This is a genomic window from Streptomyces sp. NPDC048331 (assembly GCF_043201215.1).
Classification (GTDB): Bacteria; Actinomycetota; Actinomycetes; order Streptomycetales; family Streptomycetaceae; genus Streptomyces.
The window spans coordinates 192,066-212,290 of record NZ_JBICYT010000008.1; the positions used below are offsets into that span (position 1 = coordinate 192,066).

20 protein-coding genes are annotated in these 20,225 nt (G+C 73.5%); 7 read left to right on the forward strand and 13 right to left on the reverse strand.

Going from position 1 to position 20,225, the window contains the following annotated elements; all coding sequences use genetic code 11:
• The first annotated feature begins 35 nt into the window (after nucleotides 1-35).
• The gene (locus ACGFYY_RS15130) at nucleotides 36-413 is read left to right on the forward strand and encodes a DUF1844 domain-containing protein (RefSeq protein ID WP_030012387.1); all 378 of its coding nucleotides are present in this window, start codon (nucleotides 36-38) and stop codon (nucleotides 411-413) included.
• A 92-nt stretch (nucleotides 414-505) separates the two neighbouring features.
• On the opposite strand, the gene ACGFYY_RS15135 is transcribed toward ACGFYY_RS15130, so the two are convergent.
• Genes ACGFYY_RS15135 through ACGFYY_RS15150 form a run of 4 tightly spaced genes read right to left on the reverse strand, consistent with a single transcriptional unit; the run spans nucleotide 506 to nucleotide 3,661 of the window.
• Entirely contained in the window at nucleotides 506-847 is a 342-nt protein-coding gene (locus tag ACGFYY_RS15135; protein WP_393709515.1) for a hypothetical protein, read from the reverse strand.
• A 13-nt stretch (nucleotides 848-860) separates the two neighbouring features.
• Nucleotides 861-1,601 carry an SseB family protein gene (locus ACGFYY_RS15140; protein WP_393709517.1) on the reverse strand — a complete coding sequence of 247 codons (741 nt, stop codon included), beginning with the start codon at nucleotides 1,599-1,601 and terminating at the stop codon, nucleotides 861-863.
• Nucleotides 1,602-1,622: 21 nt separating this feature from the next.
• Complete coding sequence (mycP, locus tag ACGFYY_RS15145; protein WP_393709519.1) at nucleotides 1,623-2,828, reverse strand: type VII secretion-associated serine protease mycosin; 1,206 nt, start codon at nucleotides 2,826-2,828, stop codon at nucleotides 1,623-1,625.
• Nucleotides 2,825-3,661 (reverse strand): hypothetical protein, encoded by an 837-nt coding sequence (locus tag ACGFYY_RS15150; RefSeq protein WP_393709521.1) that lies wholly within the window; start codon nucleotides 3,659-3,661, stop codon nucleotides 2,825-2,827. Before ACGFYY_RS15150 ends, mycP begins: the two co-directional genes overlap by 4 nt.
• Before the next feature lie 540 nt (nucleotides 3,662-4,201).
• Here ACGFYY_RS15150 and ACGFYY_RS15155 point away from each other — a divergent pair.
• Nucleotides 4,202-5,404: an amino acid deaminase/aldolase gene (locus ACGFYY_RS15155; protein WP_365267961.1), complete on the forward strand. Its 1,203-nt coding sequence runs from the start codon at nucleotides 4,202-4,204 to the stop codon at nucleotides 5,402-5,404.
• Here ACGFYY_RS15155 and ACGFYY_RS15160 read toward each other — a convergent pair.
• The 4 genes from ACGFYY_RS15160 to ACGFYY_RS15175 all read right to left on the reverse strand — a co-directional run bounded on the left by ACGFYY_RS15160 (nucleotide 5,401) and on the right by ACGFYY_RS15175 (nucleotide 10,339).
• Nucleotides 5,401-6,678 carry a haloacid dehalogenase-like hydrolase gene (locus ACGFYY_RS15160; RefSeq protein ID WP_393709523.1) on the reverse strand — a complete coding sequence of 426 codons (1,278 nt, stop codon included), beginning with the start codon at nucleotides 6,676-6,678 and terminating at the stop codon, nucleotides 5,401-5,403. The genes ACGFYY_RS15155 and ACGFYY_RS15160 overlap by 4 nt on opposite strands.
• Nucleotides 6,679-6,766: 88 nt before the next feature.
• On the reverse strand, nucleotides 6,767-7,552 hold the full coding sequence (locus ACGFYY_RS15165) for a 3-oxoacyl-ACP reductase (protein WP_030765496.1): 786 nt from the start codon (nucleotides 7,550-7,552) through the stop codon (nucleotides 6,767-6,769).
• Nucleotides 7,553-7,557: 5 nt separating this feature from the next.
• Nucleotides 7,558-8,937 carry an aldehyde dehydrogenase family protein gene (locus ACGFYY_RS15170; protein WP_393709526.1) on the reverse strand — a complete coding sequence of 460 codons (1,380 nt, stop codon included), beginning with the start codon at nucleotides 8,935-8,937 and terminating at the stop codon, nucleotides 7,558-7,560.
• 37 nt (nucleotides 8,938-8,974) lie between these two features.
• Nucleotides 8,975-10,339 carry a glutamine synthetase family protein gene (locus ACGFYY_RS15175; protein ID WP_365267956.1) on the reverse strand — a complete coding sequence of 455 codons (1,365 nt, stop codon included), beginning with the start codon at nucleotides 10,337-10,339 and terminating at the stop codon, nucleotides 8,975-8,977.
• Between the two features lie 77 nt (nucleotides 10,340-10,416).
• Between ACGFYY_RS15175 and ACGFYY_RS15180 the strand changes: the two genes are divergently transcribed.
• The 4 genes from ACGFYY_RS15180 to ACGFYY_RS15195 all read left to right on the forward strand — a co-directional run bounded on the left by ACGFYY_RS15180 (nucleotide 10,417) and on the right by ACGFYY_RS15195 (nucleotide 14,462).
• Complete coding sequence (locus tag ACGFYY_RS15180; RefSeq protein WP_393709528.1) at nucleotides 10,417-11,163, forward strand: FadR/GntR family transcriptional regulator; 747 nt, start codon at nucleotides 10,417-10,419, stop codon at nucleotides 11,161-11,163.
• A 123-nt stretch (nucleotides 11,164-11,286) separates the two neighbouring features.
• On the forward strand, nucleotides 11,287-12,765 hold the full coding sequence (gene eat / locus ACGFYY_RS15185; RefSeq protein WP_365267953.1) for an ethanolamine permease: 1,479 nt from the start codon (nucleotides 11,287-11,289) through the stop codon (nucleotides 12,763-12,765).
• Nucleotides 12,766-12,809: 44 nt separating this feature from the next.
• Complete coding sequence (locus ACGFYY_RS15190; protein WP_393709531.1) at nucleotides 12,810-13,517, forward strand: gamma-glutamyl-gamma-aminobutyrate hydrolase family protein; 708 nt, start codon at nucleotides 12,810-12,812, stop codon at nucleotides 13,515-13,517.
• 132 nt (nucleotides 13,518-13,649) lie between these two features.
• Nucleotides 13,650-14,462: a hypothetical protein gene (locus ACGFYY_RS15195; RefSeq protein WP_365267949.1), complete on the forward strand. Its 813-nt coding sequence runs from the start codon at nucleotides 13,650-13,652 to the stop codon at nucleotides 14,460-14,462.
• Between the two features lie 37 nt (nucleotides 14,463-14,499).
• On the opposite strand, the gene ACGFYY_RS15200 is transcribed toward ACGFYY_RS15195, so the two are convergent.
• Together ACGFYY_RS15200 and ACGFYY_RS15205 are read right to left on the reverse strand one after the other, a co-directional pair.
• Nucleotides 14,500-14,850 carry a hypothetical protein gene (locus ACGFYY_RS15200; protein WP_365267948.1) on the reverse strand — a complete coding sequence of 117 codons (351 nt, stop codon included), beginning with the start codon at nucleotides 14,848-14,850 and terminating at the stop codon, nucleotides 14,500-14,502.
• 119 nt (nucleotides 14,851-14,969) lie between these two features.
• Complete coding sequence (locus ACGFYY_RS15205; RefSeq protein WP_365267946.1) at nucleotides 14,970-15,893, reverse strand: LysR family transcriptional regulator; 924 nt, start codon at nucleotides 15,891-15,893, stop codon at nucleotides 14,970-14,972.
• A gap of 70 nt (nucleotides 15,894-15,963) precedes the next feature.
• On the opposite strand from ACGFYY_RS15205, the gene ACGFYY_RS15210 reads away from it, so the two are divergent.
• Complete coding sequence (locus ACGFYY_RS15210; RefSeq protein ID WP_393709534.1) at nucleotides 15,964-17,130, forward strand: TDT family transporter; 1,167 nt, start codon at nucleotides 15,964-15,966, stop codon at nucleotides 17,128-17,130.
• Here the strand turns inward: ACGFYY_RS15210 and ACGFYY_RS15215 are convergent.
• From ACGFYY_RS15215 to ACGFYY_RS15225, 3 genes are read right to left on the reverse strand one after another with little or no spacing between them, the layout of a single operon-like run.
• On the reverse strand, nucleotides 17,120-17,764 hold the full coding sequence (locus ACGFYY_RS15215; protein ID WP_365267942.1) for a response regulator transcription factor: 645 nt from the start codon (nucleotides 17,762-17,764) through the stop codon (nucleotides 17,120-17,122). The two genes, ACGFYY_RS15210 and ACGFYY_RS15215, sit on opposite strands and share 11 nt — an antisense overlap.
• Complete coding sequence (locus ACGFYY_RS15220; RefSeq protein ID WP_393709536.1) at nucleotides 17,716-19,044, reverse strand: histidine kinase; 1,329 nt, start codon at nucleotides 19,042-19,044, stop codon at nucleotides 17,716-17,718. The genes ACGFYY_RS15215 and ACGFYY_RS15220 overlap by 49 nt, the downstream gene beginning before the upstream one ends.
• 1 nt (nucleotide 19,045) lies before the next feature.
• Nucleotides 19,046-19,873, reverse strand: a complete 828-nt coding sequence (locus tag ACGFYY_RS15225; protein WP_393709538.1) for a CPBP family intramembrane glutamic endopeptidase — start codon at nucleotides 19,871-19,873, stop codon at nucleotides 19,046-19,048.
• Between the last annotated feature and the right edge of the window lie 352 nt (nucleotides 19,874-20,225).

Genomic DNA, 20,225 nt, shown 5'->3' on the forward strand with positions numbered 1-20,225 from the left:
GCCGCAAGCCCGCCGCACGGCATATCGTGGGGCGCATGACTGACGCGACACCCCCCACCGAACCCACTGCCGACGGCGCCCCCGACTACGACACCATGACCCGCGACATCGCGGACGTGCCCGCCGTCGAGGTGATCACCACGGTGGCCGTGCACCTGCTGAGCGCCGCGGCGGTCAACCTGGGCCTGGACAAGCCGGACTCCGAACACAAGGACCTCGACGAGGCCCGCAAGCTGATCACGGCCCTGGCCGGCCTGGTCACCGCGAGCGCCACCGAGATCAGCTCCTTCCACGCCGCCCCGCTGCGCGACGGCCTGAAGTCGCTCCAGCTGGCCTTCCGCGAGGCCTCGATCGTCCCGGACGAGCCGGGCCAGGGGCCGGGCGAGAAGTTCACGGGTCCCGTCTTCGGCTGAGTCCGACCGCGAAGACACACGATGACGGCCGGCGCACCCCACGGGGGTGCGCCGGCCGAAGTCGTGTCCGGGGGCCGCGCGGCCCCGTCCGGTCAGGGCGTCGGATCGAGCAGGTCGGCCCGGCGCAGCAGCTCCTCGGCCTCCTCGTCCCAGTCGGGGCCGAAGGCGAGGAGGTCGTGGGCGGCCTCGCGCAGCAGGGCCGCGTCGTCCGGGCGCTGCAGGCAGACCAAGCGGTAGGCGAGGTTGCGGGCGTACGGCGGCAGACCGATCCAGTTCTCGGCGATCACCTGGCGGAGCGCCACGAGCAGCTCGTCGGGTTCCGCGAAGGTCACCGCCTCGACGAACTGCAGAATCGCCCCCATGCACTCCTGCGCGGTCGCATCGATCCGGTACTCGGGAACGGCCAGGCGCATCCGGTCCGGCAGATCGCTCACGGGACTCCTCCGGTCAGCGGGTGAACAGCGGCTCGCCGGGCGGGGCCGGAGCCTCCGACGGCAGCAGCGCCAGGTCCAGGCCCCGGACCAGCCGGGCCCGCAGGGTGGTGTCCGCCGCCAGCGCCTCGGCGACGCGCCGGGCCGCAGCGGGTGCCTGCGCGCCCTCGGCCAGCACGATCGCCAGGGTGCCGTCGGAGTCGGCGCCGCCCGCCACGAGGTGGGCGCGCAGCACGGCCGGCTCGGCGGACACGGCCTCCCGTACGGCCTCCCGTACGGCGGGGTCGGCCAAGGGGCCCGCGTCGGTGCGGCCCTCGGCGAGGGCGAGCAGCGCGGATCCGGTCAGCTGGTAGGTGACGGGGCCGGCCAGGTCCAGGACGACGGTGTCGGCCTTCTCGTGCGCGGCCGCCGCCAGCGCCTGGTGCAGCGGGACGGCCACCGGCCGGGCCGCGGGGTCCCACAGCGCGAGCGAGGCGATCGAGGTGAAGGCGGGCAGGGCCCGCCGGTCACCCGCCCGCAGGGTCGGGACGGCCATGTCACTGGTCTTCTCGCGCTTGAGGCCCGTCTCCGGGTCGGTCTCCACCTCGCCGAGGACGGCGACCACCGGGACGAGCAGGCGGGCGCCCTTGAGCGCGGCCAGCACCTCCGGCTCCTTCGCCCGGTCCTCGGACCAGGCGGCCAGGGCCGCGGTCAGCCGGGGATCGGCGGAGCCGTCGTCGTCGGAGAAGCCCGGGTCGGGAATGTTCTTGTTCGCCATGTTCGCCACAGTTACCCGACCCTACTGTGCCGGGTACGGGTCCTGGCCGCGGCCCCGGGTGCCGCGGCGCGGGCGCCGGGCCAGCACGGCGGCCAGTACGAGCAGCACCGCCCCGGCGACGGCCGCCGCCGGGGCCCGCAGGCGGGCGCCGCGCTCGGACGGGCGGACCGGTTCGGGGCCCGGGCCGAAGTAGGTGCTCCCGGCCGCGGCGGGCGCGGGCACCAGGGCCTCCGGGCGCAGCTCGTCCGCGGCCTGGAGGGCGGCGACGGGATCGACCAGACCGTGCCCGCGGGCGTCGTCGCGGCCACCGGCCGGGGAGTCGGAGGCGGTCGCCTCCAGCAGCTTCTTCACCTGGGCCGGCGTCAGGTCCGGGTGCGCGGCCAGGACGAGGGCCACCGTGCCGGAGACGAAGGCGGCCGCGGCGCTGGTGCCCCAGCCCTCGTAGTAGGAGCGGTCGGGGTCGGCGATGACGACGTCCACGCCGGGGGCGGCCACGGTCGCGTACCAGTTGCGGGTGGAGAACTTGGCCTTCCTGCCCCGCCGGTCGACGGCGGTGACGGCGATGACCCCCGGATAGGCGGCCGGGTAGGAGACGCGGTCGCCCGCCTCGCCGCCGTTGCCCGCGGAGGCCACCACGACCACGCCCTTGGCCAGGGCGTACTGGACGGCCTCGTCCTCCCCCGCCTCGTGGTGGGCGGAGTCGCTGTCGTCGCCGAGCGACAGGTTGATCACGTCGGCGCCGTGGTCCGCGGCCCAGCGGATGCCCTCGGCGAGGGCACCGCCCTTGCTGTCGCGGGCCTTGGCACGGCCCGGGTCGCCCTCTTCGAGGATCACCCGGACGGGCAGGATCCGGGCCTGCGGGGCGATCCCGAGGACACCCTGGCCGCGGCTGGGTCCGTGGCCGTGCCCGGCGATGATGCTCGCCATGGCGGTTCCGTGCCGGGCCCAGGCGCGGTCGCCGGGTCCGGCGCCCATGCCGATGAGATCGGTGCCGGCGAGGACCTGGCCGGAGAGGTCGGGATGGGATTCGTCGACGCCGGTGTCGAGGACGGCGACGGTCACTCCGGCGCCGCGAGTCGTGCCCCAGGCCTCCTCGGCGCGCAGGGTCAGCAGACCCCACTGGCGGTCGCGGATGTTGTCGGCGGCGGCGGGGGTCGTGGTGGCGGACACCAGGAGGGTCGCGGCGAGCAGCGCGGCGGCCGCCTGCCCGGAGGCCCGGCGGATCATCGGGTGGGCTCCGGGGCGGGTGCGGGGTGGGAGGGCGCGGACGGTGTCGGAGCCTTGGAGGGCGCGGGGGGCGCGGCGAGGAAGGCGAGGCCGTGGCCGACGCGGTCGGCGAGCGCCCGGGCCTCGTGGCCGAGGCCCGCCTGGGCGGCGGCTCCGGTGGCGTCCTTCTTCATCAGGTCCTCGGCGGGGCGGGGTGCGTCCAGGCGGCGGCCGTCGGCGAAGGCGGAGACGGTGTAGACGACGACGGGCGCCTCGGGGGGTACGACGGTGGCCCAGGCGGCGCGCTGCGCGTCGGCGAACCCGTACGCGGGCGGGGCGGGGATGCGGTCCTTGAGGGCGGTCATCGTGGGGGCGTCGGCGGGGGTGAAGACCATGCCGACGGTGATCAGGGAGCTGCGGGTGGCGTCGGTGTAGGTGGCGCGCAGCACGCGGGTGCAGCCGGCGGGGGCCAGCAGGGCCTGCCAGTCGGCGGCGAGGCCGGCCGAGCAGTCGGCGTCGGGGGCGAGCGCGACGCGGGTCCAGGTGCGGTCGGAGCCGCCGGGGCCGGCGGAGGGGCCGGTCAGGACGGGCGGGAACAGGCTGTCGACGGGGGCGGCGCGCCACAGCGACCCGGCCTCGCGGTAGGCGGCGTCGGCGGGGAGGGGGCGATCGGCGGCACGGTGTTCGGCCCAGGTGGTGAGGGCGGCCCCGCCGACGAGGCCGCTGCCGAGGAGGACGCAGAGCGTGGCGGCGAGGACCCGTACGGGGTGGCGGCGGGGGCGCGGGCCCGCGTGCGCGGGCTGTGGCGGTTCGGGCTCGCCCAGGATCTCGGTCCGCGGTGTCGTCGTGGTCATCCGGCGGCTCCGCCCCCCGTTCCGTACGGCTGCCTGCCCGTACTCTACGGCGTCGACGAGGCGGGGTGGGGCGGGGGCCGTGGCGCGGGCGCGGGCCGTCGGGGGAACAGGCGGGGTGGGTGCCGGGAACGGGGTGGGGTGTTGGCCGGGACTGCATGATTTATGGCGCCTCGGCTCGGTCGGCCCTGTGCGAGCCCCTGCGCGCCAACACATCACGTTCTACGCCCCGACCAACACCCCACCCCGTCCCCAACACCCCCGACGACACCGCATGCGGCCCTCGCCGCTCTCTCTTCCAGCCCGGCCGCGCCCGCTCTCAGCCTCGCCGGCGATCGAGGCGCGGGGTCCGGGGCAGAGCCCCGATCCTTGGCCCTCACCCACCCCCCACAGCCCTCGCCGCGCCCTCCCCAGCCTCGTCGCGCCCTCCCCCAGCCTCGCCGGCGATCGAGGCGCGGAGCCCCGGTCCTTGAGCCGCGCCGGCCCCCGGAGGTAGCGCCGGGGATCTACCCACCGGTAGAGACCTCTGGCAAGCTGCCGCCCATGAACTCCGCCGCCACCGACCGCGCCCGGTACGACCGGGCGACCGCGCACCTGGACGCGCCGCTGGCCATCGTGGATCTCGACGCCTTCGACGCCAACGCCGACGATCTCGTCCGCCGCGCCGCCGGCAAGCCGGTCCGGGTCGCGAGCAAGTCGGTCCGGTGCCGTGCGCTCCTGGAACGGGTCCTCGCCCGCCCCGGATTCGCCGGAATCATGTCGTACACGCTCGCCGAGTCGCTCTGGCTGGCCCGGTCCGGGTTCGAGGACGTGCTCCTCGCCTATCCTTCCGCCGATCGGGCCGGCTTCGGCGAGCTCGCGAGCGACGCCAAGCTCGCCGGCGCGGTCACCGTGATGGTGGACGACCTCGCGCAGCTGGATCTGATCGACGCGGCCCGGGACGGCGGCGCCGAGGAGATCCGGGTCTGTCTGGAGCTGGACACGGCTCTGCGGCTGTTCGGCGGCCGGGTACGGATCGGGGCGCGCCGGTCTCCGCTGCGCGAGCCCGCGCAACTGGCCGAGCTGGCCCGGGCGGTGGCCGCCAGGCCCGGGTTCCGGGTCGTGGGGCTGATGGCGTACGAGGGGCATGTCGCCGGGGTCGGGGACTCGCTGGCGGGTCGCCCGCTGCGGTCCCGGACGATCCGGCTGATGCAGGGTGCGGCCCGCAAGGAGCTGGCGGCGCGGCGGGCCGAGGTGGTGCGGGCCGTGCGGGCCGTCGTCCCGGATCTGGAGTTCGTCAACGGCGGCGGTACCGGCAGCGTGCAGCAGACGGCCGCCGAGGACGCGGTGACCGAGATCGCGGCGGGCTCGGGCCTGTACCTGCCCCGGCTGTTCGACAACTACACGTCGTTCAGCGGGCGTCCGGCGGCCCTGTTCGCGCAGCCCGTGGTGCGCAGGCCCGGGGTGGGGGTGGTGACGGTGCTCGGCGGTGGTTATCCGGCCTCCGGCGCGGCCGGGGTCGATCGGCTTCCGGTGCCGTACCTGCCCCAGGGGCTGCGCTACGACCCCCAGGAGGGCGCGGGCGAGGTGCAGACCCCGCTGCTGGGGAGCCCGGCCGACGATCTGCTGATCGGCGACCGGGTCTGGTTCCGGCACGCGAAGGCGGGCGAACTGTGCGAGCGGTTCGACACCTTGCACCTGATCGAGGGGGATCGGGTCACCGAGAGCGTCCCGACCTACCGCGGCGAGGGGCGCACCTTCCTCTAGTACACGGAGTCGGCCTGGTCCGGGACGACGCTGCGGTCGCCGCGCAGGACCGGGCCCTTGGTGCCGTCGTGGTCGACGTAGCCGGTCGTCGCGCACGGGTAGGGGTCGGTCTTGCGCTTCTTGGGCTCGATGAACATGGGGTTGACGATCCAGCGGCCGTCGCCGTTGTCGTACGCCCGGCACATCAGCTCGTTCTTGTTGCGGTTCACCACGAGCCGTAGGGCGGTGGCGTCGCGCAGGAAGGAGATGTCGGTGTCGGAGTCACCGGCGGCGAACACCTGGCGGTGGGCGGCGGGCCGGATCTGCTCGGCGGCCGCGCCGCGTACGCCGAAGATCTCCTTGTTGATCCAGCAGCGCTTGCCGTCGATGTAGGTGATCATCGTGTCGGCGCCGTCCCGGACGGATCCGCAGCCCTGGAGGTGGGCGGTGAACGTGCCGTCGTACGTGGTGGTGTTGCGGATGCCGATGACGTGGTCGGCCTCGATGCCGACGCCTTGGGCCCAGACCTCGACCACGGGCTGCGGGGAGGCGGAGCTGATCCAGACGTCGAAGCCGGCCGTGCGGAGTTTCTTGATCAGGTCCTTCTGCTGATCGTAGTAGCGGACCCAGCCGGTGGCGGTGGTCGTGCTGCCGACCCGCTGGGTGGCGCCGACGGGCGCGGCGAGGTTCTCGGCGCGGGCGGCGGCGGCGAAGCCGCGGATCTCCCGGGCGGTCCAGCCCCGCATCAGCTGGGCCAGCCAGGCGTAGGAGGGCTCGGTGGTGCGGCGGTCCCAGCCGGTGAAGGCGGGGGCTCCGGCGCGGGTCGCGGCGGTGCCGTAGACGGCGTTGATCTCGTCGGCGCAGGCCGCTCCGGCGGGGGTTCCGGTGGGCAGCGGGGCGCCGGGGCGGGCGAGGCCGGTGCAGGCGTCGGCCAGGGCCTTCGTGGCGGCGGGGGTGAGGTGGCGGCTGGTGGTGGACCAGTCACCGGCGGCGGGTAGGCGGATCCGGCCGTTGCGCAGGAGCCAGAACATGGTGGCGTCGCCGACGTCGTTCTTGACGACGGTGTTGTCCCAGTCGAAGACGGCGACGGGCTTGGTGCGGCCGGTCCGGTACGGGCCGCAGCTGCCGTACCGGTCGATCAGCTGCTGGAGGCGGGCCTGGTTGTCCCCGTACCAGCCGGAGCCGATGGTGACCCGGGGGCAGGGTGGGTGGGCGGCCTCGGCCGGTGGGGCCGCCAGGAGGCCGGATCCGGTGACCGCGACGAGTGCGAGGGGTGCTGCCCATGTTCTGCGCATGCTGCTCCTTCGAGGATCGGGACAGCCCGAAGGGACCGGCCGGGCACCTCGTGGTGCCCGGCCGGCCGGGATGCGGGGGCGGCGGGGCCTAGAGCGGGGTCACGTACGCGCCGGAGATGCCGCCGTCGACGAGGAAGTCGGTGGCGTTGATGAAGGAGGAGTCGTCGCTGGCGAGGAAGGCGACGGCGGCGGCGATCTCGGTGGGCTCGGCGAAGCGGCCCAGCGGGATGTGGACGAGGCGGCGGGCCGCGCGCTCGGGGTCCTTGGCGAACAGTTCCTGCAGCAGCGGGGTGTTCACGGGTCCGGGGCACAGGGCGTTGACGCGGATGCCCTCGCGGGCGAACTGCACGCCGAGCTCGCGGGACATGGCGAGTACGCCGCCCTTGGAGGCGGTGTAGGAGATCTGGGAGGTGGCGGCGCCCATGATGGCGACGAAGGAGGCGGTGTTGATGATGGAGCCGCGGCCCTGGCGCTGCATGTAGGGCAGGGCGGCCTTGCAGCACAGGTAGACGGAGGTGAGGTTGACGTCCTGGACGCGCTTCCAGGCCTCCAGGCCGGTGGTCAGGATGGAGTCGTCGTCCGGGGGCGAGATGCCCGCGTTGTTGAAGGCGATGTCCACGGAGCCGTAGGTGTCGAAGGCGGTCTTGAAGAGCGCCTCGACCTCCTCGGGGCTGGTGACGTCGACCTTGACGAAGGTGCCGCCGACCTCCTCGGCCGCGGCCTTGCCGGCGGTCTCGTCGATGTCGGCGCAGACGATGTTGGCGCCCTCGGAGGCCAGGCGGCGGGCGGTGGCGAGGCCGATGCCGCTGCCGGCTCCGGTGATGACGGCGGTACGGCCGACCAGGCGGCGACAGACGATCTCTTCGTTGGACATGTGCTTCAGGCCTCCGTGCTGATGAAGACGTTCTTGGTCTCGGTGAAAGCGGTGAGGGCGTCGGGTCCGAGCTCGCGGCCGAGTCCGGACTGCTTGTAGCCGCCGAAGGGGGTCCAGTAGCGGACGCTGCTGTGGGAGTTGACGGACAGGTTGCCGGCGGCGACGGCGCGCGAGACGCGCAGCGCCCGCCCGATGTCGCGGGTCCAGAGGGAGCCGGAGAGGCCGTACTCGGTCGCGTTGGCGAGGCGTACGGCGTCCTCCTCGTCCTCGAAGGGCAGGACGACGGCGACCGGCCCGAAGACCTCCTCGGCGGCCACGGGCGCGGTGGGGGCGACGTCCGTGACGAGGGTGGGCGGGTACCAGAAGCCGGGGCCTTCGGGGGCGGTGCCGCGGATCGCGGTGAGGTCGTCGGTGACGAAGGACCGTACGCGGTCCAGCTGGGTCCGTGAGATCAGCGGGCCCATCTGCGTCTTCTCGTCGAGCGGGTCGCCCACGGTCACGGCCGCGATGCCGGGGGCGACGAGCTCCAGGAAGCGGTCGTAGGCGGAGCGCTGCACGAGGATCCGGGTGCGGGCGCAGCAGTCCTGGCCGGTGTTGTCGAGGAAGGCCATGGGGGCGGCGGCCGCCGCCGCTTCGAGGTCGGCGTCGGCGAAGACGATGTTGGGGCTCTTGCCGCCGAGTTCGAGGGTGACCCGTTTCACGCGGTCGGCGCACTTGGCCATGATCTGCTTGCCGACGCGGGTGGACCCGGTGAAGACGATCTTCGCGACCCCGGGGTGTTCGACGAGCGCGTCTCCGGCGACGTCGCCGCGGCCGGGGAGCACCTGGAAGAGGTGTTCGGGGATCCCGGCCTCGAGGGCGAGTTCGGCGAGGCGCAGTGCGGTCAGCGGGGTGGTCTCGGCGGGCTTGAGGATGACGGCGTTGCCGGCGGCGAGGGCGGGGGCCAGGCCCCAGGCGGCGATCGGCATGGGGAAGTTCCACGGGGCGATCACACCGATGACGCCGAGGGGTTCGAGGAAGGTGATGTCGATGCCGCCGGCGACGGGGATCTGGCGGCCGGAGAGCCGTTCCACTCCCCCGGCGGCGAAGTCGAGGAGGTCGCGTACGTTGCCGGCTTCCCAGCGGGCGTTGCCGATGGTGTGGCCGGCTTCGCGGACCTCCAGCTGGGCCAGTTCCTCGAGGTGGCCGTCGACGACCGCGGCGAAGCGGCGCAGCAGCCGGGCCCGGTCGGCGGGGGCGGCCGTCGCCCAGGCGCGCTGGGCCGCGGCGGCCCGGGCGACGGCGGCGTCGACATCGTCCCGTGTGGCGGCCGGGACGATGGCGACGGTTTCCTCGGTGGCCGGATTCAACACTCGTAGTTCGAAGGGGGCCGGCTCATCGGACACGTGGTGCCTCACAGTTTCGTTCGATGGTGTGCGGTGGCTACAGGCGTTCGAAGGAGCGGCGCAGCTCCCAGTCGGTCACCGCGGAGTCGTAGGCGTCGAGTTCCACGCGGGCCATGTTCCGGTAGTGCGCCACCACGTCGGGGCCGAAGGCGGCCTTGGCGATCTCGCTGTTCTCCCAGAGCTCGGCGGCCTCGCGCAGGGTGGCGGGGACGTGGGCGTACTCGGAGGTGTACGCGTTCCCGCCGCAGGCCTCGGGGAGCTCCAGGCGGTTCTCGATGCCGTAGAGCCCGGCCGCGACCAGGCCGGCGACGGCGAGGTACGGGTTGACGTCGCCGCCGGGGAGGCGGTTCTCGAAGCGCATGGAGCGGCCGTGGCCGACCACTCGGAGGGCGCAGGTCCGGTTGTCCACGCCCCAGGCGACGGCGGTCGGCGCGAAGGATCCCGGCCGGAAACGCTTGTACGAATTGATGTTGGGGGCGTAGAGAAGGGAGAAGTCGCGCAGCGCGGCCAGCTGGCCGGCCAGGAAGTGTCGCATCACCGGTGACATTCCGCCCGGACCGTCCCCGGCCATCGCGTTGTGTCCGTCGGCGTCGGCCAGCGAGAGGTGGATATGACAGGAGTTGCCCTCGCGCTCGTCGAACTTCGCCATGAAGGTGAGCGAGACACCTTCCTGGGAGGCGATCTCCTTGGCTCCGGTCTTGTAGACGGAGTGCTGGTCGCAGGTGGTGAGTGCTTCGTCGTAGCGGAAGGCGATCTCGTGCTGGCCGAGGTTGCACTCCCCCTTGGCCGACTCGACGATCAGGCCCGCGGCCTGCATCTCGTTGCGGATCCGGCGCAGCAGGGGTTCGATGCGGCCGGTCCCGAGGACGGAGTAGTCGATGTTGTACTGGTTGGCCGGTGTCAGATCGCGGTAGCCGGAGTTCCAGGCTTGTTCGTAGGTGTCCTGGAAGACCATGAACTCCAGCTCGGTGCCGACCATCGCGGTGTAGCCGGCCTCGGCGAGTCGTTCCAGCTGGCGGCGCAGGATCTGCCGGGGCGCGGCCACCACGGGCGAGCCGTCGTTCCAGGCCAGGTCGGCGAGGAGGAAGGCGCTGCCGGGGTTCCAGGGGATGCGGCGCAGGGTGGCCAGGTCGGGGTGCATGGCGAAGTCGCCGTAGCCCCGGTCCCAGGAGGACATCTCGTACCCGTCGACGGTGTTCATGTCGGTATCGACGGCGAGGAGGTAGTTGCAGCCCTCGGTACCGTGCTCGAGGACCTCGTCGAGGAAGAACTGTGCGGCGAACCGCTTGCCCTGGAGCCGCCCCTGCATGTCGGGGAAGGCCAGGACGACTGTGTCGATCTCACCGCTGGCGACGAGGGAGCGGAGCTCCTCGGGCGCGAGCGGCGGCTTGCGGTCTACCACTGGAATCTCTCCTTCGGTGAGCCGAGGAGGCCTAAGGTATTGAATAGAACCATTGCTTGGGAAGGGGAGGAGCCGAGATGACCGATACGGCCAGCGAAGGCGACGCGATCGCGCGCCTGAATCCCGTACTGCGGCAGGTGCGGGCGGGCAACGGTTTCGAGGAGGCGCTGGAGCAGATCCTTCAGGTGGTCCGACTGGGTCTGGTGCCGGGCGGCGAACGGCTGCCACCCGAGCGCGAGCTGGCCGAACGGATGGGGATCAGCCGCGTCACCCTGCGCGAGGTGCTGAAGGTGCTGCAGGACCAGGGACTGGTGGAGGCCCGGCGCGGGCGCTACGGCGGAACGTTCGTGCTGCCTCGCCCCGACACCCCCGCCGGCGGCGCCGAGGAGGAACTGCGCCGGCGGGTCGCGGGGGTGGACATCGAGGACGTCCTGCGGTTCCGCGAGGTCCTGGAGGTGGGAGCGGCCGGACTGTGCGCCTCCCAGGGCCTGACCGAGGAGGGCACCGAACGACTGCTCGGCGCCCTGGCCGCCACCCACGACGCCCCGCTCTCCGACTACCGCCGGCAGGACACGCTCTTCCACCTCACCCTGTGCGAACTGGCCGGGTCCGCCACCCTGACGGCCCAGTACGCGGCCGTCCGGGCCGGCGTGAACGACCTGCTGGACTGCATCCCCCTGCTCGTACGGAACCTCGAGCACTCCCAGCAGCAGCACAGCACGCTGGTGGAGGCGGTGCTGGCGGGCGACGCGACCCGGGCCCGGGAGACCATGCGCGAGCACTGCTGCGGCACGGCGGCGCTGCTGCGGGGCTTCCTGACCTGAGCCGCGCCGAGGGGCCGCCCGAGAGGGTTTCGTAACGTCTGTTTAGCGCAGAGGTCTTGCGCACTCCACCGCTCTAAGGCAAAGGTACGCCCCACAACCATTGCCCTGAGGCAGGAGCGCACGATGGCCGACGACATCGAGGCACGGCTCGCCGCCGTACCCGCACCCACCACATCCCCCGACGGCGGGGGCGGCCCCGACGAGTACCTCGCGCGCCGGACGCTGCGCCGCGGCAGCGCCGGCTGGCTGCTCCTCACCGGTCTCGGCGTCGCCTATGTCGTCTCCGGGGACTTCTCCGGCTGGAACGTCGGCCTCGACAAGGGCGGCTTCGGCGGCCTCGCCATCGCCACCGTCCTCATGGGCGCGATGTACGCCTGTCTGGTCTTCTCACTCGCCGAACTGTCCACCATCCTGCCGACCGCGGGCGGCGGCTACGGCTTCGCCCGCCGCGCGCTCGGCCCGTGGGGCGGCTTCCTCACCGGCACGGCCATCCTGATCGAATACATCCTGGCCCCGGCCGCGATCGTCATCTTCATCGGCGACTACGTCGAATCCCTCGGCCTCTTCGGACTCACCTCCAGCTGGCCCGTCTACCTCGGCTGCTTCGTCATCTTCATCGGCGTCCACCTCTGGGGCGTCGGCGAGGCGCTCCGCTTCAGCCTCGTCGTGACCGCGATCGCCGTCGCCGCGCTGCTGATCTTCGCCGTGGGGGCCTTCACCGAGTTCGACGCCTCCGGCCTGAACGACATCCCCGTCGACGCGAACGCCTTCGGCTCCAACTCCTGGCTGCCGCTGGGCGTGCTCGGCATCTGGGCCGCGTTCCCCTTCGGCATGTGGTTCTTCCTCGGCGTCGAGGGCGTACCGCTGGCGGCCGAGGAGGCCAAGGACCCGGTCCGCTCCATGCCGAAGGCCCTCTCCATCTCCATGGGCATCCTCGCGCTGCTCGCCCTGATCACCTTCTTCGCCGCGACCGGCGCCCAGGGCGCCGACGCCGTCAAGGCCGCGGGCAACCCGCTGGTCGTGGCGCTGGAAGGGGACGGCGGCCCGACCGCGCTCAGCCGCTTCGTGAACTACGCGGGCCTCGCCGGCCTGGTGGCCTCCTTCTTCTCCCTCATCTACGCGGGCTCGCGCCAGCTCTTCGCCCTCTCCCGCGCCGGCTACCTGCCCCGCTTCCTCTCGCTCACCTCGAAGCGCAAGGCCCCGTACCTCGGTCTGGTCATCCCCGGCGCCATCGGCTTCGCCCTCGCCGCGGCCACCGGCAACGGGGCCCGCATGCTCAACATCGCGGTGTTCGGCGCCACCATCTCCTACGCCCTGATGGCCCTGTCGCACATCGTGCTGCGCCGCCGGGAACCGGACCTGGAGCGCCCGTACCGCACCCCGGGCGGGATCCTGACCTCCTCGGTGGCCTTCACGCTCGCCCTGTCGGCCCTGGTCGCCACCTTCCTGGTGGACAAGGACGCGGCGTTCATCGCGCTCGCCGTGTACGCCGTCGCCCTCGCCTACTTCGCCTTCTACAGTCGGCACCACCTGGTGGCCTCGGCCCCGGAGGAGGAGTTCGCGGCTCTCGCGGAAGCCGAGGCGGAACTGACCCGCGACTGAAACCCTGTCACCGTCCGCCCCACCCCCTTCCGGAGGTATCGAACGTGCCCAGGCCGCTCATCGGCATCACCACCTACGTCGAGGATTCCACCCGCTACGGCGTGTGGGACCTCCCGACATCCCTCGTACCGACCGGGTACCACGAACTCGTCCAAGCGGCGGGCGGCGCGGCCGTGCTGCTCCCGCCGGACGAGCCCGGGTCGGCGGCGGAGGTGCTGAGCCGGGTGGACGGCCTGGTCGTCGCGGGCGGACCGGACCTGGACCCGCTGCACTACGGGGCCGTACGCGACTCCCGTACGGGCGCCCCCGCCACGGTCCGCGACCACTGGGAGCTGGCCCTGCTCGCGGCGGCGCTGGACGCGGACAAGCCCGTCCTCGGGATCTGCCGAGGCATGCAGGCGCTGAACGTGGCCCTCGGCGGCACCCTCGTCCAGCACATCGACGGGCACGTCGACACCCCGGGCGTCATGTCCTGGCACCCGGTCCGCCCGGTCCCGGGCACCCGCTACGCGGACCTGGTTCCGGAGGAGGCCCAGGTCCCGACCTACCACCACCAGGCCGTCGACCGACTGGGCCGCGGTCTGGTCGTCTCGGCCCACGCGGTCGACGGCACGGTGGAGGCGATCGAACTGCCCGACCCCGAGCGGTGGGTGCTGGGCGTCCAGTGGCACCCGGAGCGGGACACGGACACGCGGGTGATGTCCGCCCTCGTCGAGGCGGCCTCCGTCCGTACCGCGGTACCGGTGGGCTGACCGACCGCCGGCCGCCGGACTCCGGCGCCCTCCCCTGCGCCGGGGCCCGCGGCCGGCCCTCCCCCGTCCCCCGCCTCCGCCTCCGCCTCCGCACGAATGGCCCTTCGACCGTCGGGCGCGCACGCTGGATGGGTGAGCACCGAGGCACACGGCAAGGCGGCGTCCGGGCCGGTGGCCGGGTTCCTGGAGAACCCGGTCGTGGGCATGGCGCCGTGGATCATCTTCTCGCTGCTGGTCGGCCCGGGACGGTTCGAGCTCGCGGTCGGACTGGCCCTGGCGGTGTCGGTCGCCCTGACCGCGCTGACCCACCTGGTCAACCGAGGCAGCTCCTGGAAGCTGCTCGAACTGGCCGACATCACCTTCTTCGCCGCCATGGCCGTGATCGGGGCCCTGGCGAGCGAGGGGACCCTGAACTGGCTGGAGACGTACGCGGGCGAGGTCGCCAACATCGCGCTGGCGGTGATCGCCTTCGGCTCGATGGCGGTCCGGACGCCCTTCACCCTCCAGTACGCCCGCGAGCAGGTCGACCCGTCGCTCTGGCACACCCGCGGCTTCCTGCGGACCAACTACATGATCACGGGTGCCTGGGGCATCGCCTTCCTCGTGGCGGCCGCCGCCGGAGCCTACGGGGATCTGGTCCTGCACAACCCGAACAACATCTGGACCGGCTGGGTCATCCAGATCCTGGCGATCGTCGCCGCGGTGAAGTTCACCGTCTGGTACCCGGACGTCGCCCGCGCCCGAGGAGTCCGCGAGGCCGCCGGCCTACCCCCCGAGCCCACACCGTGGGCCGGCTTCCTGGTGCCGCTGGCGGGTCTGCTCGTACCGATCGGCATCGTCGTGCTGATCTTCGAGAACATGTGGTGGCTGGGTGTGGCCCTGATCGTGGTGGGCTCGCTCCTGACGAAGTCCCTACAGTCCCGGGCGACCCAGGAGCCCACCTGACGGCGGACTCCCGGGGTCCGGGCGGGCGTACCGTCCGTCAGCGACTGAAGACGACCGAACGCAGCTTCAACCGCTCCGAGCCGTAGCCCGTGCGGGGCCGGAGGGTGAAGTGGTCCCCCTCGCAGCCGGGCTCGGTGAACACCGTCGCCGTCGCGTCGGTCATGTTGCGCGGCGAGTGCGCCGGGCTACTGGCATCCGGATCGGCGACCTCCGGCAGGGTGATGCACTCCTCGCCGGGCGGGTCGACGAGCACCACGGGCAACGGGCTGCCGTCGAGTCCGCTGACCGTGTACCGGAACTGCCCCTCCGCGGCCGAGGCCGATGTCGGGATCGTGAGCAGCAGGGTGAACGCGCCGAAGGCGGCGACGGCGGCATGGCGAAGACGCATCTGGTTCTCCTCGGGAGAGCGACAAACGTGCAGGAGCCACCTTTCCGGCGGCGCCCACCCCGGGTCACCGTCCCCACCGCGCCGAATCGATCCCTCCTCGCCCGAACGGCCCAGGCGCACTAGATCCGGCGGTGGGTGAGGGACAGCAGGTCACGGGCCGGGCCCGCCGGGCGGGAGCCCGTCGGCCAGACCGCCCGCAGGGCCCGGTCGAGCGGCGCGCCCGTCACAGGGACCTCCACCAGCCGCCGCGCGCCCAGCTCGTCCCCGACCGCCAGCTCCGACAGCACGCACGGCCCCGCACCGCTCAGCGCCGCCGCCTTCACCGCCGTGGTCGACGCCAGTTCCAGCAGCGGCGCGGCCAGCCCGCCGGCCGAGACCAGCGCGGCGTCCAGGACCTGCCGCGTGCCGGACCCCCGTTCACGCAGGATCAGCGGGGTCGAGGCCAGCTCCGCCGCCGCCACCCCCCGGGTGCGGCGCGCCCACGGGTGACCGGGAGCCACCGCCACCACCAAGCGGTCCTGCGCGATCACCGCGGAGTCCAGTCCCTCCGGCACGGTCAGCCCCTCCACGAAGCCGAGGTCGGCCTCGTGCGCGAGGACCCGTTCGGCGACCACCGCCGAGTTCCCGGCGTGCAGGGACACCGCCGTGTCCGGGCGCTGCCCCCGCAGGGCGATCAACCAGCCCGGCAGCAGGTACTCCGCGATGGTCATGCTGGCGGCCACCCGCAGCCGCGAGTCCCGCCGGCCGCGCAGCGCCTGCGCCCCCGCGTCGAAGGCCTCCGCCGCCTCCACCACCCGTCGGGCCCAGTCCGTGACGAGCGCGCCCTCGGCCGTGAGCGTCGACCCCCTCGGGGAGCGGTCCACCAGGGCCACGCCGAGCCGGGTCTCCATCGCCCGGATCCGACTGCTCGCGGCGGGCTGGGTGATACCGAGGCGGCGGGCCGCGCCGCTCAGACTGCCGACCCGCGCGACCGCGAGCAGCAGTTCCAGCGCGCCCAGGTCCGGTACCCGGTGTGCCAGCGGAACCCACTCCTCATTACCCATAACGTCAGTTTATGACCTCATAGGGAGATGACCTCTGCCGCCCCTTCCGCCCCGGCGCGAGGCTGGAGCCATGGCCACCACCCTCGTGCGACCCCGCACCCACACCACCCCCGCAGTCCGGGCCCACAAGGCCCCCGCGCTGCGGCATCTCGGCCCCAACTGGTACGCCTGCGTCATGGGCACGGCGATCCTCGCCAACGCCGGCGCGACCCTCCCGTACCAGCTCCCCGGCCAGCGCGTGGCCTGCCAGCTCGTCTGGGCACTGTCCGCCGTGCTCCTCGCCGTCCTGCTCACGGCCCGCGCCGGGCACTGGATCCACCACCGCGACCAGGCCCGCGCCCACCTCCTCGACCCGGCCGTCGCCCCCTTCTACGGCTGCCTCTCGATGGCGCTGCTGGCCGTCGGCGGCGGCACCCTCGTCGTCGGGAAGGACCTCATCGGGACGGGCGCCGCCGTCGCCGTGGACGCCGTGCTCTTCACCGTCGGCACCGTGATCGGCCTGGTCACGGCCGTGGCCCTGCCCTACCTGATGGTCGTACGCCACAAGGTCGAACCCCAGCAGGCCACCGCAGTCTGGCTGCTCCCCCTGGTGCCGCCCATGGTCTCCGCCGCCGTCGGCCCGCTGCTGATACCCCACCTGCCCGCCGGCCAGCCCCGCGAGACCCTGCTGCTCGCCTGCTACGCCATGTTCGGCATCAGCCTGCTCGCCACCCTGTCGATGCTCCCCCTGATCTTCGGGCGGCTGCTGGTGGGCGGCCCGCTGCCGCTGGTCCTGACACCCACCCTGTTCCTGGTCCTCGGCCCCCTCGGCCAGTCCACCACCGCCGTGAACCAGCTCGCCGATGTCGCCCCCCTGTCGATCGAGGGCCCGTACGCGGGTGCGCTGAGCGCCTTCGCCGTCGTCTACGGAGTCCCCGTGATGGGTTTCGCCCTGCTGTGGTTGGCCCTGGCCACGGCCATGCTGGTGCGGGCGGCCCGGGGCGGCATGGGCTTCGCGATGACCTGGTGGGCCCTGACCTTCCCCCTCGGCACCTGCGTCACCGGAGCCACCGGCCTGGCCCACCACACCGGCCTGACGGCCTTCGCCTGGCTGGCCACCGCCCTCTTCCTGGCTCTCGTGACCGCCTGGCTCCTGGCCGCCGTCCACACCCTGCGCGGCTTGCTCTCCGGGCGCCTGCTCGCCGGCCAGGAGCCGTCCCGACCCGGCCCGACCGGCAGGACACCCGCTACCGCTTGAGGTAGGCCAGGACCGCCAGCACGCGGCGGTTGTCGTCCGCGGACGGTTCGATCCGCAGCTTGGTGAAGATGGCCGCCGTGTGCTTGGCGACCGCGCTCTCGCTGATGAACAGGGCCTGTGCCACCGCCGCGTTGGAGCGGCCTTCGGCCATGAGGCCCAGTACGTCCAGCTCGCGCGCCGTCAGCTCCGCGGTGGTGCCGCGGGCGTCGCTGCGGGCCAGCAGCCGTGCGATGACCTGCGGGTCCATGACCGTACCGCCCGTGGCCACGGTGCGCACCGCGTCGACGAACTGGGTGGTGCGGGTGATCCGGTCCTTGAGGAGGTAGCCGATGGCCCCCTGACCCCCGGCGAGCAGTTCGTGGGCGTAGAGCTGGTCGACGTACTGGGACAGTACGAGGACCGGCAGCGCGGGACGGACCCGTCGTGCCGCCAGGGCCGCCTGGAGGCCTTCGTCGGTGAAGGTGGGCGGCAGCCGGATGTCGACCACCGCCACGTCGGGCGCGTCGTCGAGGAGGCTCTTGAGGAGGGCGGGGCCGTTGTCGACGGCGGCGACGACCTCGAAGCCGTGGTCCTGGAGGGTCCGCGTCAGCCCGTCCCGGAGGAGGAAGAGGTCTTCGGCGAGGACGACGCGCACGGTATCTCCAAGGTCGCGGTGGTCGGGCCGCCCCGCGGGCTGTGCAGGACGAGGGTTCCGTCGAAGGGTTCCAGACGGCGCCGCAGACCCCGCAGTCCGCTCCCGGCCGGATCCGCGCCACCGCGGCCCCCGTCGACGACCGTGACGCGCAGGAGGCCGTCCGCGTGGCACAGGCGGACCCGGACCTCGGGAGCGCCGGAGTGCTTGGCGGCATTGGCGAGCAGCTCGGCGACGACGAAGTAGCCGGCGGACTCGACCGGGGCGGGGAGCCGGCCCGGCAGGGCCGCCTCCACGTGCACGTCGAGATGGCTGTCGAGGGCCAGCGAGCGCACCGCGTCACCGAGGCCGCGGTCGGCGAGCACGGGCGGCAGTACGCCGTGGACCAGCTCGCGCAGGTCCTGGAGCGCCCGCTCGGAGGTGGCCCGCACCTCGTGCAACAGGGCGCGGGCGGCCGGCGGGTCGTGGTCGAGGAGGCGGGTGGCCTCGTCCAGGGTCATGCCCAAGGAGACCAGCCGGGCCTGCGCCCCGTCGTGCAGGTCCCGTTCGATGCGCCGCAGTTCGGCGGCCTGGACGTCGAGGACGTCGGCGCGGGATCCGGCGAGGTGCTCGATGCGGCGGACGAGTTCGGTGGTGTAGGGGGCGGCCAGCAGGCGCCCGCTCCAGCGTGCGTGGAGCCGCAGGACCACGGGGGCCAGACGCAGCCCCGCGGCCATGAACGCGAGGCCGAGCACGAGCGCGGCGAGCATCGACGGCGTGGAGTCGACCAGGACGAAGCCGTACCAGTTGCCATCGCCCAGGAGCCGCCAGACGAAGGGCTGGACGGCGGCGCCGAAGATCCCGTACACGACGAGGGCCTGCGGCACGGCGGCGAGCAGGGCGCCCGTCCACGGCTCCGCCCAGGCCCAGCGCAGGTCGTGCCAGAAGCCTGCGTCGCCGAGGACGGCGAGGGAGCGGCGGTAGCGGCCGGCCGGGCCGCCGCCGGGTGGCGTGGGCCCGGGCGGCAGCGCCCGCGGCGGGCTGATCACCGTCCCCGTCCAGCGGGCGGCCCAGGCCCGGTAGCGGTCGGACATGCGGCGCAGGGCGGTCGCGGCGGACGGGAGCAGGAGGAAGCCGACACCGACGGGCAGGAGGAGCAGGGCTCCGACGACGAGCCCGCCGGCCCCGGCCACGGCGAACGCGGCGAGGGACAGCAGCTGGCAGCGGCCGATGTCGGCCGGCGCTCCCCCGGTGCCGGACCGCTCGCCCCCGTACGCCGCCATGCCCACCCGTCGTCCCGTCATGTCAGCGCGTTCCGGGCGCTGTTGCGACGGTGATCCTATCCGGCGCGGCGTGCGGCGCCCGGCGGGCGGTGGCGATCCACGGGACCGCCGCGACCAGGGCGGCGGCTCCGAGGAACAGCATCGGCGCCGTCGTCGCCGCCGTCTCGTCGGTCACGTACAGCATGCCGAGGTTGATCAGGGTGTGGAAGCCGCCCGCGAGCAGCAGCCGGTTGCTCCGTACGCCGTCCAGGGCCAGGCCGAGGATCACGGACATCGCGGTGGTGGCCAGCAGGAACCCGGCCGCGTAGGCCGGTTCCTGTGCGAAGACCGGTACGTGCCACAGGCCCCAGAGCAGGCCGACCGCGACGGAGGCGGTGATCGGGCCCAAGCGGGTGCGCAGCAGCGGCTGGAGGTAGCAGCGCCAGCCGATCTCCTCGGCGCAGGCACCGAGGAGTTGGGCGGTCACGATCAGGGCGAGGGGGTGGGTGAGGGCCTGGGGGCCGGTGACGGGGAGCGAGCCGGTGGTGAGCAGGCCGCCGCCGGCGCACAGGGCGATGATCAGGACGGGGGTGAGTAGGAGGGCCCCTGCCCGGCGGGCGCGGACGCCGGTACGGGTGCCCGTCCGGGTGGGCAGGGTGCCGGCGAGCCGATCCATGATCCGGCCCGGCCGGAACAGCGCCACGGCGGCCACGGCCAGGGCGGGCCCGAACTGGGTCAGTTGCAGCACCTCGGGCGGGATGCCGGTGGTGGACTGGGCGGCTCCGAAGGCACCCGCCGCCACGAAGGCGACCGCGAGGAACACCCCCGCCTCCGCCGCCCAGCCCTGGTGTTCGTTTTCGTGGTCCGGCATGTCGTCGGTCTCCTCATGGTCCGCCCGGACGTGTCGCTCACGCCCGCCTCCGACTCTGCCGATACGGGGACCTCCGGTCGCTGCACGTGAATGCCGAGAGGGGGTGTACCCAGGTACACCCCCTCCGGAGCGGCCCGATCCGCGGGACCCCTTCGGCCGCTCCCTCGGGCCGGGCGGGGTGATCGCGGCGCGGGTCCGGTCCGCGGGGCCGCCCCTTCGGCCGGGGCCGGTCCCTCACGCCGGGCGGGATCCGATCACGGCGCGGGTCCGGTCCGCGGGGCCGCCCCTTCGGCCGGGGCCGGTCCCTCACGCCGGGCGGGATCCGATCACGGCGCGGGTCCGGTCCGCGGGG

Coding starts and splice junctions, on each gene's coding strand:
- ACGFYY_RS15130 (WP_030012387.1), top strand. CDS start 36: ATGACTGACGCGACACCCCCCACCGAACCCACTGCCGACGGCGCCCCC.
- ACGFYY_RS15140 (WP_393709517.1), bottom strand. CDS start 1,601: ATGGCGAACAAGAACATTCCCGACCCGGGCTTCTCCGACGACGACGGC.
- mycP (WP_393709519.1), bottom strand. CDS start 2,828: ATGATCCGCCGGGCCTCCGGGCAGGCGGCCGCCGCGCTGCTCGCCGCG.
- ACGFYY_RS15150 (WP_393709521.1), bottom strand. CDS start 3,661: ATGACCACGACGACACCGCGGACCGAGATCCTGGGCGAGCCCGAACCG.
- ACGFYY_RS15155 (WP_365267961.1), top strand. CDS start 4,202: ATGAACTCCGCCGCCACCGACCGCGCCCGGTACGACCGGGCGACCGCG.
- ACGFYY_RS15160 (WP_393709523.1), bottom strand. CDS start 6,678: ATGCGCAGAACATGGGCAGCACCCCTCGCACTCGTCGCGGTCACCGGA.
- ACGFYY_RS15165 (WP_030765496.1), bottom strand. CDS start 7,552: ATGTCCAACGAAGAGATCGTCTGTCGCCGCCTGGTCGGCCGTACCGCC.
- ACGFYY_RS15180 (WP_393709528.1), top strand. CDS start 10,417: ATGACCGATACGGCCAGCGAAGGCGACGCGATCGCGCGCCTGAATCCC.
- eat (WP_365267953.1), top strand. CDS start 11,287: ATGGCCGACGACATCGAGGCACGGCTCGCCGCCGTACCCGCACCCACC.
- ACGFYY_RS15200 (WP_365267948.1), bottom strand. CDS start 14,850: ATGCGTCTTCGCCATGCCGCCGTCGCCGCCTTCGGCGCGTTCACCCTG.
- ACGFYY_RS15205 (WP_365267946.1), bottom strand. CDS start 15,893: ATGGGTAATGAGGAGTGGGTTCCGCTGGCACACCGGGTACCGGACCTG.
- ACGFYY_RS15210 (WP_393709534.1), top strand. CDS start 15,964: ATGGCCACCACCCTCGTGCGACCCCGCACCCACACCACCCCCGCAGTC.
- ACGFYY_RS15220 (WP_393709536.1), bottom strand. CDS start 19,044: ATGACGGGACGACGGGTGGGCATGGCGGCGTACGGGGGCGAGCGGTCC.
- ACGFYY_RS15225 (WP_393709538.1), bottom strand. CDS start 19,873: ATGCCGGACCACGAAAACGAACACCAGGGCTGGGCGGCGGAGGCGGGG.